The organism is Pandoraea sp. LA3, assembly GCF_022696215.1.
GTDB lineage: Bacteria > Pseudomonadota > Gammaproteobacteria > Burkholderiales > Burkholderiaceae > Pandoraea > Pandoraea capi.
Genome location: NZ_PTPY01000028.1, coordinates 1 through 12,656, shown reverse-complemented (window position 1 = coordinate 12,656; position 12,656 = coordinate 1). Strand labels below are relative to the sequence as shown.

Genomic DNA, 12,656 nt, shown 5'->3' with positions numbered 1-12,656 from the left:
CTGAGCGCACCTGTATTAATCGCAGTTTCGCCATCGAGCACGAAGTCGGATACTTCATTCAACGGCTCACGCAACACCGCGAAAGCCCCAACCAGGAGAACCACCATGCCGATCGTACCCGCCCTGATGTATGCCGCCGAATACGCCTTCCAAGGCCTGATCCTGCTCTCGGCGACCAGCCCGTTCTGGCAATAAGACGACACCACCGACGTATCACCCTCACCATCATCCGACTTACTGAAGGAGAAACACCATGCCCCTGCTCCCCCTGTTCGCTGAAGGCGCTCTGTATCTCACCGGCCTTATTTCCGCAGCATCGCCCTTCTGGCAATAAGTGCATCAAGCGGATCTACGCCGATGGCCGATGGCCAACGCAAATGAAGAAAGCCCTGACGTGTCAGGGCTCTCTCCGTTTGCGACGCGCCACCGAGCGTCATGCGCTACACGGCAAGCAATGCGGGCGTCGTGCGCGACGCGAGTATCGCGTCGGCGAACTCCACGAATCCCGCACCGCCCGGGCCTTGCGTGATCCAGCGCGGCGGCACGGGAAGTTGGGGCAGATAGTCGACCACCGTGCTCACCCCCGCCGTGTGCCGGAAGTAGCCGAACATGGGCGCGTCGTTGGTCGAATCGCCGGAGTACGCGATCAGGTCGGACGCCGCCTCGGCGTCGATGCCGTAGACGTCATCGAGAATGCGTAGCGACATGGAAAGCTTGTCGTATCCACCGACCCAGCCGAGCACCCACAAGTTGTTGATCGTGGCGTTGGCGCCCGCCTGAATGAGCGCGTCGAGAATGCGTTGATCGAGATCCGTTCCCGTGCGGCGATACGCAAGGCTCGTCAGTCTGAAAAGCTGATCGTCGGCGTGCTCCGCTTGCGGCACGGCGTGCGCTACCGCCCGAGCAATCGTCTGAAGTTGTTCGGTCGCATGCTCAATGGTGTCCGACGTGTGCCAGTAGTGCCGCTCCACGCGGTGCCCGTCTTCCGTTCTTCGCAGGAAGAGTCCACCGTTCTCGGCGATGACACCGTCAACGGGCCACATGCGCGCCATCTGATCGCACCATCCCGCAGGGGCGGCGGTGACGGGAATCACGCGAATGCCCGCCGCTTCCAGACGCGCCAATGCGTCGTAAGTCTGCGCGGGCAGACGCCCCCGATAGGTGAGCGTTTCATCCATATCCGTCAGCACGAACCGGACGGAAGAAAACTGATCGAGAGGGGCGAGAGACAGCGGTTGCATGACGATCGATAGGCGCGAGGAGCCTTCGATTATGCGACGTGATCGGCCATGGGCTTAGTTGAATTGCGCATATGCATATTCGGTCGCAGTCACGGGGTTGCGACGCAGCGTTGCAGGACGACGAAATGCCCCGACGAATCGGGGCATTCGCATTTCTCGCTCACTTGTTGTGCTCGGCCGGACTCAGATGCGTGCGTAATTCTGCGAGGCAAACGTCCAGTTCAACTTCTTCGCGATCGTCTCGGCGAGATAGTCCGGGCGACGATTCTGATAGTCGAGGTAATACGCGTGCTCCCACACATCGACCGTGAGCAACGGCAGTTGTCCGCTACGCGTGAACGGCGTCTCTGCATTCCCCGTCTTCACGACGGCCAGCTCATGCTTGTCGTCGACGACGAGCCATCCCCAGCCGCTACCGAATTGCGATGCCGACACCGACATCAGTTGCTTCGACAGCGCTTCGACCGAACCGAACTTGGCGACGATGGCCTTGGCGAGACGCTCGTCGGGCTGCGTCTGCACGGGGCTCAGCGACTTCCAGTAGAAGTTGTGATTCCACGCCTGTGCGGCATTGTTGAAGATGTCTTCCATGTCCTCGCGGCCATGCGACTTCAGAATCAGTTGTTCGAGCGTAGCATTGGCGAGCGGCGAATCGGCCAGCAGCTTGTGAAGATTCGTGAAATAGGCTTGATGATGCTTGCCGTAATGAATGCCGATGGTGCGAGCGGAAATGACGGGTTCGAGCGCGTCCTGCGCGTAGGGCAGATTGGGCAGCGATTGCGGCGACGCACCGAGATACGCGAGCAGCGCGGCTTCGTCGAGCTTTTTAACCGACTTCTTCGGCGGGTACGACGGCGGCTGCGCAAAGGCCAGGTTCGACATGACGAGCGCGGCACCGCCGAGCGAACCGCTGGTGAGCATCCGACGGCGAGACAGAAGCGTTTGAGACATGATCATTTCCGATTCGTTGGGGGGAATGTGAGGGATATCAATAGCACCTCTCACTCCCATAACGACTCGTCGTGTCGAGTTATTCCGCGCTTTTCAAAATTTTTCAGCGAAGGGGGTTGCGCAAGTCGGAGCGGAGTATCGGTGCGGGTGGTCGCCAACGTCACGCGTGGCAACGATGCAAGACGGGTATGGAATCCCGTCGAAATGAATTGCCGCTAGAAAGTATGAGACTATCCGCGAATCGAGCAATTCAGCCAGATCGGTTGGGCCACCCCTCGGGAGTCGGAAATGCGAAAACTGCTTGCTTTCCTGCTGTTGCTTGTGTCGTTCCAGTCCTTCCCCGCGTTCGCGGACAAATTCAGCTTCCCTTCGGATTTCCGGCACCAGACCATTGCGACCAATGGCGCGAAGATTTACGTGCGCGTCGGCGGGCAGGGTCCGGCGGTCGTGCTGTTGCACGGTTATGGTGAAACGGGCGACATGTGGGCGCCGCTGGCGGCGAAGCTCGCGACGAATCACACAGTGGTGGTGCCCGATCTTCGCGGCATGGGGCTCTCGGACCATCCGGCCGGTGGCTACGACAAGAAGAACGAAGCCAGAGATATCGCCGGCGTGCTGGACTCGCTCCATATCGGCCGCGTGGATGTCGTGGCGCACGACATCGGCAATATGGTGGCGTATGCATTTGCTGCGGAGCAGCCCGATCGGGTCACGAAACTGGTGCTGATGGACGCCCCGATTCCCGGCGTCGGCCCTTGGGAAGACATATTGAAGAGCCCGTTGCTCTGGCACTTCCGGTTTGGCGGGCCGGACATGGAGCGTCTGGTGAAGGGACGCGAACGCATTTACCTCGACCGTTTCTGGAACGAGTTCTCCGCAGACCCCAAGCATTTCGACGAAGCGTCGCGCCGCCATTACACGCGGTTTTACGCTTTGCCCGGCGCGATGCACTCCGGCTTCGAACAATTCCATGCCTTCGATCAGGACGCCATCGACAACAAGGCGTTTCTCGCGAAGGGTCCGCTACCGATGCCGGTACTGGCCATCGGTGGCGAGAAGTCATTCGCCACGATGATGGCAACCGTCGCGAGCGCTGCGGCAACGAATGTGAAAGGCGTCGTCATTCCGAACGCCGGTCATTGGTTGATGGAAGAACAACCGGCCGCGACGATGGCGGCGATTACGGCATTTCTTCAGTGAGGGGGATTAACCGCTGGCGATTTCGCGTAATGATGGCTAGCGACATCCGATTGCGTCGTGGAGCATTGGCAACCATACCCATTCCCATGTCGATTCGTGCCGAAGACCACTTCTGCACAAACGTCGCAGAATGGCTTCACGCGACAGACTGTGGCGAGCCACTTGCCGTCATCGAACAATGACTGCGTAGGGGCGAGCAGAATTCCACCGGAGCAATTTTTTTGCCAGTCAACACCGAATTTATCGATGCCCGTTCCGCCGAAAAAAATCTGATTCGGCGTGTTATCTGCGACCTCAGAAAACCAGCAGAGCGAGAAGCATTTCTACAAGCCCTCGAAACGGCAATCATGACGCAGCCACCGCATGGCCTCGTTTACATTGCCTCGATTGAGGTTTCTCCAAACGACCTGGCGGCGGCTGAGCGTATTGCCTGGCTTCGGGCCAACGCTTTTACGATTGACTCAACTCCCATAGAACAGGACATAGTGGGTGCCCTGGGAGAGTGGGCATTGCTTCGCGTTCTGGCGCTTCATTCGTCCGTAAAGCCAGTGAGTTTGGTGTCGCTTGCCCCGGAGTCAAGACCAGACTTCGTGGTCAGGTACAGCGGCTTCGAGGCATTATTCGACATCAAGACGACTGTATCTCCGCAAGAGCCTTCCGCGTACATAGATCCCGCTCTTCATGAAAAGAAGGGCACCCCCCATGTCATCGGAATACATCTCAGCGATAAATTGGCAAAGATCCCCAAGCGGGCAGATGTCTATTTTATTCATTCGAAATCTTTGATTACGCCCGTCGAATACGAGGAGTGGTGCACCCAACAGGGCGGTCGTCCACAATATGTATTAAGTATCAAGGGATATCTCGATTGAATGCGCCCAGTTCGGTATTCATCCCTTATCGAGCGGGCCGCGTTCCCGCACCGATCTGCGGTAGGAAGACATTGCACAAACCCTTGAAATCATAGGGTTTGCGTTGTAAGACATGAGTTGGCTCGAAGCCTCAGTGGTAGCGGGGACCAGAATCCTATAACTAATTAGATCAATAAGATATTTTCAATCGGCGCACCCTTGGTGCACCGATGCGAGAATTTTCACCGAGGGAAATTGGTCTACTCGGATGACCGATTCCGACCCGAAGCGGTCATTCAATGCAAACGTGCGGGTGACGACAACACCGCAAACCAGATACCTCAACCGACTTTGTTGATTCTTGGCGGCTTCCACGAGCCGTCGAGAATCGGCGACTTGCCCCAGTACGCACGGATGTACAAAGAGAATTTCCCGGCGGGCGCCGGTAGCCAATTCGCCTCTTTATCAACTCCTGGGGACTTAGTGCCAGCGTATAGCGACAGTGAGCCGTCCTGATTTCGCTTGAGCGTGATGTTCTTTGTGCCAAGCGAATAACGCTTCAGATCGTTGGGATGGAACAGGTGCTTGTCGTTGTAAAGCGTGAGTGACCAGAAGCCATTGACGGGCGGCTCTTCCCCCTTTGCAAAGACGATCTCGTAGGTGCTGCCACCGACCAATTGCGCGCCCGAGGCGTCAACGTCAGTGTAAAAATACTGTGTTTCCTCGGGGCGATTGTCGAACATGTTCGACTTTGCCGTGCCGGTGCGGTCAAAGTAGTCAAACCCGCTCTGCGCGTTGTTCGTTGAGCGATTCCAACCATTGCCCGCAGGCACACCGTTATGCCGCCATTGGAAAAACGGATCGATGGCATCGCGCTCCGTATCAATGGCAGTCTGCACGATCGTTTTCTTGATTTCAGCATCGCGCCCCGCGACTTCCATCAATGACCGGAACTGAGCATACATCGCTTCCTCGCCCGGTAGAGGGGGTACCGTGCTCAGTACCTCACCGAACTGATCGAAGAACTTCTCCGGGATCACCCATTTCGTCTCCCCCGCTTCCGCCTTTTCGGTATTTGCCTGAGTGGGCGGCGTGATGACGGGGGCGTCACGCCACACGATCGTTTTCATTTTTCCGTCGAATTGCGTCAGCGGATAAGCGACGACCTGATTGATCACGGATTGAATCGCCTTGCGGTCCTCTTCGGTGTCGTTCATGAAGACACGCGGAATCGCGTTGGCAAGCGCCGTTGGACAGCGCACGACTTCGGTGATGCCTGCCGGCGCCTTTCCCTTCCAGTTCGGCCCTGCCAACAAGTAGAAACCACGGCGCGATTTGTACGGCTTGCCGACGTGTCCGAACTGATTCGTACGGGCGTCATACAGCGCATAGACCCAGAAGCGATTGCCGAAATCCGGCACTTGAATCACCACGGGTTCTTCATCGAGCGAAAAGAATCCCAGGCCGTACACCACATCCTGATTGGGACAAGTAACGAACGTCTCGGCCGGATCGATGTAGTCGTGCAGCATGCCGATCTGTCCGCGCGGTGCGGCCGGAAGCACGCCGTTGAGTAATCCGGGATGCGGGGCCTGGGTAATGCGTGCGAAGCGGTTCAGCATGTTGACCATCGGCCAGCCCCAGACGTACGCCAACTTCGCGACGACCTGCGCGTACCCCGCATGCATGACGATGCCTTTCGGCGGCTGAACTTGTGTCGCGGCGGACGGACCAGTCCTTGCCGACTCAGCTGCGCCAGTCTCCAGGCGCTTCGCCTGTGGCGCTGCACTCGCGTCGCGCACACCCGCAAAGGTGGAGGCGTAGGCAACGGGCGCGATGCCACCCAGTACAGCCACCAGCCTGCGGGTCAGATTAACGTCTTCACGATCTGCCATATCGCCTCGCAATATCTCAGTGATTTCCGCGTGTCGCGGTATGCGCGCGTTGAACCCAAAGCACGACAATTTTCAGTATCACTGGTGCGTTTTCCATTAGCGATAGGGATTTAGGGCAAGGCGTCTGCCCTTTGGTGCAATCTGGGGCAAGCGTCTTTCATTTCCACCAACGGCTCGCTAAATTTCCCACAGATATGCCGCGTTGTTATCTGTCTCTCCCTCATCGGGTCGGCCGTCGGCCGTCCAGCGTCACGGGAAAGTTTTCGCTATCACTTCGGAGCCACGTTCATGAAGCCGCTGAGAAGCACGCGCACTCGAATTGCAACCACTGCCTTCATGCTCTGTCTGGCGACGGTGGGCTATGCGCAAACGTCTAATTCACGGTATCAGTCTCTGGCGGACTTGCCATTCGAAAAGGATTATCCGACCGCAAGTACTTCGCGCACGCTTCAGGATGAACTCATTTTTCAGCGCGCGACCCAGACATATCTCTGGGCGCTTCCCGCGGTGAATATGTGGGCGATGAAGGAAGGCTCTGAGAAGACTTTTGGGGCGGGCTACAACGTGCTTCCGGTGTGGAAGGAGCGCATCAAGGCCACCACACAGGTGACGACGCCAAATTCCGATGTTGTGTATGCCATGGGGTATCTCGACCTGCATAAAGATGGACCGCTCGTCGTTGAGGTGCCTGCCGGCGTGCAAGGCATTTTCGACGATTTTTTTCAGCGCCCATTAGTCGGCCCGACGCTCAACGGTCATACGTGGACGGGGGATGTCGGCTTCGCCGGACCCGATAAAGGGAAAGGGGGCATCTATGTGCTCCTTCCTCCCGATTTCAAGGGTGAGCCGAAAGATGTACCCAAAGGATCGTTTGTCTATCGCTCGCGCACCTACAACGTTTTCCTTTTCTGGCGGGCCTTCTTCTCCGATCCGAAAGACCTATCCAAGCCGAACGCCGAGATCGCCTCGACGCGCATCTATCCGCTCGGGAAGAAGAGCGGCGCGAAGCCAATGCAATTCCCGGATGCAAACCAGACCCCGGCGAATATGCTTTTCCCGAGAGATGGTGCGTATTTCGGTATGTTGTCGCGCCTGATCGAAAGCGAGTACGTTGATCCAAGTGATCTGGATATGCGAGGCTTTCTGCACACTATCGGCATCGAGAAAGGCAAGCCGTTCAACCCGACGCCTGAGCGGCGGACGCTGCTGGATCAGGCAGCTCAAATCGCGTTCAAGATGAGCAAGGTCGTCATGGTGGACATGGTGCCGCACGAGCCGGGAGGCAAGTATTATCCCGACCGTCAGTGGATCAACGTGTTTGCCGGTGAAAATACGGCTTTCCAGGCGGGGGGCATGTTCATCAACCTCGAACAGCGCACCGGCTTCTACACCAGCGCTTATTCGGCAAGTCCAGGTATGGTTGTCAATCTCGTTGAGATGGGCGCCAAATACCCGGTGACTTTCCGCGATAAAGATGGCAATTTCCTCGACGGGGGAAATGCTTACACTTTGCATCTGCCGCCGAATATTCCGGCGAAGAACTTCTGGTCGGCGACGGTCTATGACGGGACCACGGCTTCGGGGCTCGCCAACGGGCAATCGTTCCCATCGCTTAACCAGATGGATAAGCCTCTAGAGAATGCCGACGGCTCTGTCGATCTTTACTTCGGGCCAATGGCGCCCGCAGGCAAGGAAAAGAACTGGTTGCGTACAGTACCCGGTAAGGGATACTTCGTGATCTTCAGACTCTATTCTCCGAAGCAAGCGTTCTTCGACCAGACATGGAAGCCCGACGACATCGTTAAGACCCGCTAGCGCGGGAGCCGTCCTCCCCTTCGAGGCAATGTCCTACCGACCGGGCAAAGCAAATCGCCAGTGCGACTTCTCCATTCGCGTGAATGTTGCACTGGATGAAGATTTACGGGGATTGAGATGACGCAACTTGTGCATCACCCGGCATACCTTTTCCTGACATTGATAGTGCTGCTATCGGTCGCTGCGGCGATGGGCGCGGTGGGTCTGCAACGGGTAATGCCCATATCGGACGACGCACGCGATAACTACACCGTCGTCCAGGGGGCAACCCTTACCCTGCTCGCATTGCTCATTGGTTTCACGCTTTCGATGGCCGTGAGTCGATACGATCAGCGAAAAAATCTGGAGGAAGAGGAGGCGAACGCGATCGGTACGCAGTACCTGCGCGCCGAACTGCTGGGAGAACGTCAGGCCACGAAGCTAAAAGCGCTGCTGCGTGATTATGTGAAATTGCGTATCGAGTTCTACAGAACGCGCGACACCGATCAACTCGATACCATTAACGCAAAAACGGCAGATATCCAGACCCAATTGTGGAATGGCGTGCGGGAGTCCGCAGCCGAACAATCGAATCCGATCGTCGCCCTCGCCGTCGCCGGAACGAACGACGTCATCAACACGCAGGGGTACACCCAGGCGGCGTGGCTCAATCGTGTGCCGATCTCTGCGTGGACGCTCATGATAGCGATCGCTTTTTTCGGCAATCTCATGCAAGGGTATGGTGCACGAGGTGCTGCCGGGCGGCGCATTTTGTTGTTCGTGCTACCCGTCACGTTATCGCTTTCGCTTTCCCTCATCGCCGATATCGATAGTCCACGGGGTGGGCTTATTCGCGTTGTGCCTCAGAACCTGCTCGCATTGCAACAATCGTTACCTTCAAGCTGAGGTGAGCGACGATTAACAACAGCCGCTGACATTCGTCATAGAAATAATTAAGCGGCGTGTTGTAACGACTTACATGGCCTGCGGCTAAGTCCACACGGTATATCGAGGCAGCAGTCCGACCACCGCTTGCCGCCTCTTTCACAGCCAATCAAATATTTGCAGTTCACTGCATCCGAATTGGCATCTCGTGTGTAGAGAGGGTGATGCTCCCGAAATCGAGACATCTTGCCCGTCAAACTTCCACAGGAGTCATGCCATGAAGCGCTTCGTCCTTGTCAGCGTATTTGCCCCTGCCGTTCTCGGCGCTTGCGCCGGAGGCACGCAAATGAATGCCTCTTCGGCACCGGTTGCGGACGCCGTGAAGGTTCCCGATGGCCATCGGGTCGTCATGCAGACGCTCGGTAAAGGGGAAATTCTTTATGAGTGCCGGGAAAAGAAAGACGTGGCAGGCCAGTTCGAATGGACCTTTGTTGGACCTGACGCCACATTGAGTGACCGGTCGGGCAGCGCAGTCGGGAAGTATTATGGCCCGCCCGCAACGTGGGAATCCATGGACGGCTCCAAGGTGACTGCGACGCAGGTGGCAGTGTCGCCCGCAGGCGCCGGCAACATCCCGCTGCAGTTAGTCAAGGCGAATCCTGCGACGGGGGCCGGTGCCATGCAGGGGGTGACGTACATACAGCGACTGGCGACGCGAGGTGGCACAGCGCCGACCACGCCATGCAACGTAGCGTCGAAAGGCGCGAAACAAACCGTCAAGTATCAGGCCGACTACATTTTCTGGAAGGCGTCTTGACAAGGCCTGATACGAAAGGCATGTTCCGGAAAGCGTAGTCGATTATCGGGGGCATGCTCGCGCATGCCCCCTATTGCTTCCGAGAGCTGCCTGTGCACGACAATACGGATGCGTTTGACTACGAATCATTGATTGCAGCGTGCCGCAGGCAAGACGCCAAGGCGCTGCGGCAACTCTATGAGCGCGACGCCGGCGATCTGCTTGGCGTTGCGCAGCGCATCGTGCGCGACCGCCAGTTGGCCGAAGATGTATTGCACGACGCGTTCGTCAGTATCTGGACGCAATCCGCAACGTTCGACGCCACCCGCGGTTCCGGGCGCGGGTGGATTTTCAGCATTGTCCGTCACCAGGCACTCAATACCGTTCGTCGTCGAAGCAAGGAAGTCAATGCGGATGACGATACGCTTGATGCCCATATGAACGCCGACACCACGTCAAGCGCAATGTCGTTCTCGTTGGCCGCTGACCCGGTGATGCGAAGCCGTCTGGCCGGGTGTCTGGATCGGTTAGATGGTCCCCGGCGCGCCAGCATCCTCTACGCGTATCTTGACGGCTGCTCACATAGCGAGATAGCAGAGCGTCTCCGGTCACCGCTGGGGACGGTGAAAGCGTGGGTACGTCGCGGCCTCCAATCCCTTCGTGAGTGCATGGAATGCCCCCAGAGGAACTCACTGCGCTTGACGATCTCGCTGGTGAGTACGTCATCGGCACCCTGTCTTGGGAGCAACGACAGGCCGTGGCATCCAGGCTGCGGCACGAGCCAATCCTGGCCGCGAAGGTCGCCGAGTGGGAGTCCCGTTTGCACCCGTTGGCCGAAAGCGTGGCGCCGCTTGAGCCTTCGGTACAACTCTGGCAGCGCCTGAGCCGGACGCTTTCTGTCACACAGCGTTCAGTATTGCGTCGCTTATGGGACGACATCCGCTTTTGGCGATTCACGTCCGGTGCCGTTACCTGCGCCGCACTGTCTCTATCGATTGTGCTAGCGGTGAAGCTGGGAACATCGCCTCCGCCACCACGCTTCGTCGTCGTACTGGCCTCTCCTCAGGACAAAAGTCCGGGCTGGTTGTTGCAGGTAGGCGCTGACCGAAAGTTGCGATTGATCCCATTGAAACAAGAGCCAATACAGACGGACAAGACACTGCAACTATGGACGAAGGCCGATGGCTGGTCCGCTCCGGTTTCGTTGGGACTGTTAAGGGCTGGCGTACCGGTCGAGGTATCGATCGAGAAGCTCCCGCCACTTCTGCCCAATCAGTTGTTTGAAATTACCCTTGAGCCCCCCCAAGGCTCCCCGATCGGACGGCCAACCGGGCCAATTCTTTCAATTGGGCGGGCAGTGGCGACGTAATCTCCTTCGATGCCGGCGAAGTTGGGCGAGCGGGAATGGATCCGATTGAGGTCCATAAGCGCCCCCTGATTGAGGAAATTGTTAGCGATCAAACCAAAGAGGCTGAATGACGGTTCATGGCTGTGGATTGACCCGATGAATGCAACGCACTAGCGCTGATTGACCATCGGATTCATTGACTAGCCAGCCGTCGCGCGCCTCTATTGCCTCTTGATCCGAAATCTTCACATTGCGCTTTCGAGACTTTCGGTTTTGCGTTATCGCGGGCAGTGCCTTCTGCGTGCCAATCAGGTTAAGAGTGGCGTCGCAATATTCGACCTCATCGGAGTCTGAGGTGGTTGCGAATATCTCCCGCAATTTTCTTCAGCGGCTACGCTTGCGCAGCGTCGTCCTTCCACTCGGTGCCGGTGCAAATTTCGGTGCAAATCTGGTGCACTGAGAAGCCAAAATAGCTTTCCTGGGCTACTTTTGGCTACGTTATCGCACGGCTCCTGGAACGGAGAATCTGACACAACCCACTGAAACAATAGGGATTACTACGTCTGGCTTGATGTGGCTCGAAGCCTAAGTGGTACCGGGGACCAGAATCCTATAACCAATTAGATCAATAAGATATCGTTAATCGGTGCACGTTTGGTGCACAGATCCGAGAGTTTTCACCGAGGGAAATTGGTCGTCTCGGATGGCCGATTCCGACCCGGAAGAGCCATGCATCACAAGGACTTGCGGTGTATCTCAGAGGTACTCCGCTGCGATGTCATCCAGACAGCAAAACCGGAAACCTTTCACCCCGATTTCCAAAAGACGATCCCGTATTCGTCTTGACACACAGAGTATCTGCGCGTCATTCAGAACGAAAACTTCGCTGCTGCCTATGATGTCCCACTTCAGGAACAGCGTTCTGATCTTCCTAATGCCCCCGCCCGCTTCTTCATTCCACATTAGCAATTCACTCTTCTCGTGATCAACGGCCTCAAATACGTCCATCGCGTGAAATAGCGAATAGCCAGGATCTTTCACTAGCACGGTCCCGTTGAGCGCTATGAAGTCCACGAATTCACAATTTGCTTCCCTTCGTAGAAAATCAGAAACTCTCGTCGAAAAAAGCTGCACGAAGCTGCAAGGGATATAGTCATAACCTTCGCAATTTTTTACAATCTTAAATACGGCCTGCTCACCTGATTTCGAGATTGGGGCCGCGCGAGTGAACGCTCGGCCTTCTCTGAAAAGCCAAAAAACGTCTTCCAGCTCGAAAATACCAATTTGGTATGAATCAGAAAAAGAAACCGAGAAGTAATCACTTTCAATTCGGTTGCTCATGCACTACCCCAAAAATTCGAAATTCGTACATTTTCATCGGGTATTATATCTAGCGAGCGGCGCGCTTATGTGGAGGCTACCCCAAACCAAGTGCTGCTGCTCACGACAGCCGACTTGTCACTTGCAGAGGCAAACCACTGCGATCAGTGGCCGTGGCTACCCCGGAGGCGGCGTCTGGCCGAATTCGGCTGACCTGCCCCCTACAAACAGGGCCAGCCGGAGTCTAGTAAAGTTCGTTTTCGGAGAAGAAGACGAACATGAAGAAGCGATTTACGGAACAGCAAATCATCGGGTTTCTGAAGGAAGCTGAAGCCGGGATGCCGGTCAAGGAACTGTGCAGGAAGCACGGGTTCA

12 protein-coding genes are annotated in these 12,656 nt (G+C 56.7%); 8 read left to right on the top strand and 4 right to left on the bottom strand.

All coding sequences use genetic code 11. The features are described 5' to 3' along the window. Positions 1-440: 440 nt before the first annotated feature. A complete protein-coding gene (locus C5N93_RS08415) occupies positions 441-1,241 on the bottom strand; it encodes an HAD-IIB family hydrolase (RefSeq protein WP_242558929.1) in 801 nt (266 codons plus the stop codon). 183 nt (positions 1,242-1,424) lie between these two features. Then, positions 1,425-2,192, bottom strand: coding sequence for a superoxide dismutase (locus C5N93_RS08410; RefSeq protein ID WP_277990253.1), 768 nt, complete (start codon positions 2,190-2,192; stop codon positions 1,425-1,427). Between the two features lie 288 nt (positions 2,193-2,480). On the opposite strand from C5N93_RS08410, the gene C5N93_RS08405 reads away from it, so the two are divergent. Together C5N93_RS08405 and C5N93_RS08400 are read left to right on the top strand one after the other, a co-directional pair. Continuing rightward, positions 2,481-3,392, top strand: a complete 912-nt coding sequence (locus C5N93_RS08405; protein ID WP_242558928.1) for an alpha/beta hydrolase — start codon at positions 2,481-2,483, stop codon at positions 3,390-3,392. A 221-nt stretch (positions 3,393-3,613) separates the two neighbouring features. Beyond that, on the top strand, positions 3,614-4,264 hold the full coding sequence (locus tag C5N93_RS08400; RefSeq protein ID WP_242558927.1) for a hypothetical protein: 651 nt from the start codon (positions 3,614-3,616) through the stop codon (positions 4,262-4,264). A 320-nt stretch (positions 4,265-4,584) separates the two neighbouring features. Here C5N93_RS08400 and C5N93_RS08395 read toward each other — a convergent pair whose 3' ends face one another. Beyond that, a complete protein-coding gene (locus C5N93_RS08395) occupies positions 4,585-6,138 on the bottom strand; it encodes a DUF1254 domain-containing protein (protein ID WP_242558926.1) in 1,554 nt (517 codons plus the stop codon). A 288-nt stretch (positions 6,139-6,426) separates the two neighbouring features. Here C5N93_RS08395 and C5N93_RS08390 point away from each other — a divergent pair, with 288 nt between their 5' ends. The 5 genes from C5N93_RS08390 (at position 6,427) to C5N93_RS08370 (ending at position 10,982) form a co-directional block, all read left to right on the top strand. Then, the gene (locus C5N93_RS08390; RefSeq protein ID WP_242558925.1) at positions 6,427-7,953 is read left to right on the top strand and encodes a DUF1254 domain-containing protein; all 1,527 of its coding nucleotides are present in this window, start codon (positions 6,427-6,429) and stop codon (positions 7,951-7,953) included. Between the two features lie 117 nt (positions 7,954-8,070). Further along, the gene (locus C5N93_RS08385; protein ID WP_242558924.1) at positions 8,071-8,838 is read left to right on the top strand and encodes a hypothetical protein; all 768 of its coding nucleotides are present in this window, start codon (positions 8,071-8,073) and stop codon (positions 8,836-8,838) included. Between the two features lie 256 nt (positions 8,839-9,094). Then, positions 9,095-9,634 (top strand): DUF3455 domain-containing protein, encoded by a 540-nt coding sequence (locus tag C5N93_RS08380; RefSeq protein ID WP_242558923.1) that lies wholly within the window; start codon positions 9,095-9,097, stop codon positions 9,632-9,634. 53 nt (positions 9,635-9,687) lie between these two features. Further along, positions 9,688-10,497 (top strand): sigma-70 family RNA polymerase sigma factor, encoded by an 810-nt coding sequence (locus C5N93_RS08375; RefSeq protein ID WP_347403299.1) that lies wholly within the window; start codon positions 9,688-9,690, stop codon positions 10,495-10,497. Further along, a complete protein-coding gene (locus C5N93_RS08370) occupies positions 10,455-10,982 on the top strand; it encodes an anti-sigma factor (protein ID WP_347403298.1) in 528 nt (175 codons plus the stop codon). Before C5N93_RS08375 ends, C5N93_RS08370 begins: the two co-directional genes overlap by 43 nt. 735 nt (positions 10,983-11,717) lie before the next feature. On the opposite strand, the gene C5N93_RS08365 is transcribed toward C5N93_RS08370, so the two are convergent. Further along, positions 11,718-12,302: a DUF1629 domain-containing protein gene (locus C5N93_RS08365; RefSeq protein WP_242558921.1), complete on the bottom strand. Its 585-nt coding sequence runs from the start codon at positions 12,300-12,302 to the stop codon at positions 11,718-11,720. Positions 12,303-12,559: 257 nt separating this feature from the next. Here C5N93_RS08365 and C5N93_RS08360 point away from each other — a divergent pair. Continuing rightward, a partial coding sequence (locus tag C5N93_RS08360) for a transposase (protein ID WP_038732834.1) occupies positions 12,560-12,656 on the top strand: 97 nt, incomplete at its 3' end.

What these genes read in the sequence shown, in the direction of transcription:
- C5N93_RS08415 (WP_242558929.1), bottom strand. Translation starts at nt 1,241, where the DNA reads ATGCAACCGCTGTCTCTCGCCCCTCTCGATCAGTTTTCTTCCGTCCGG.
- C5N93_RS08410 (WP_277990253.1), bottom strand. Translation starts at nt 2,192, where the DNA reads ATGTCTCAAACGCTTCTGTCTCGCCGTCGGATGCTCACCAGCGGTTCG.
- C5N93_RS08405 (WP_242558928.1), top strand. Translation starts at nt 2,481, where the DNA reads ATGCGAAAACTGCTTGCTTTCCTGCTGTTGCTTGTGTCGTTCCAGTCC.
- C5N93_RS08395 (WP_242558926.1), bottom strand. Translation starts at nt 6,138, where the DNA reads ATGGCAGATCGTGAAGACGTTAATCTGACCCGCAGGCTGGTGGCTGTA.
- C5N93_RS08390 (WP_242558925.1), top strand. Translation starts at nt 6,427, where the DNA reads ATGAAGCCGCTGAGAAGCACGCGCACTCGAATTGCAACCACTGCCTTC.
- C5N93_RS08385 (WP_242558924.1), top strand. Translation starts at nt 8,071, where the DNA reads ATGACGCAACTTGTGCATCACCCGGCATACCTTTTCCTGACATTGATA.
- C5N93_RS08380 (WP_242558923.1), top strand. Translation starts at nt 9,095, where the DNA reads ATGAAGCGCTTCGTCCTTGTCAGCGTATTTGCCCCTGCCGTTCTCGGC.
- C5N93_RS08375 (WP_347403299.1), top strand. Translation starts at nt 9,688, where the DNA reads ATGCTCGCGCATGCCCCCTATTGCTTCCGAGAGCTGCCTGTGCACGAC.
- C5N93_RS08365 (WP_242558921.1), bottom strand. Translation starts at nt 12,302, where the DNA reads ATGAGCAACCGAATTGAAAGTGATTACTTCTCGGTTTCTTTTTCTGAT.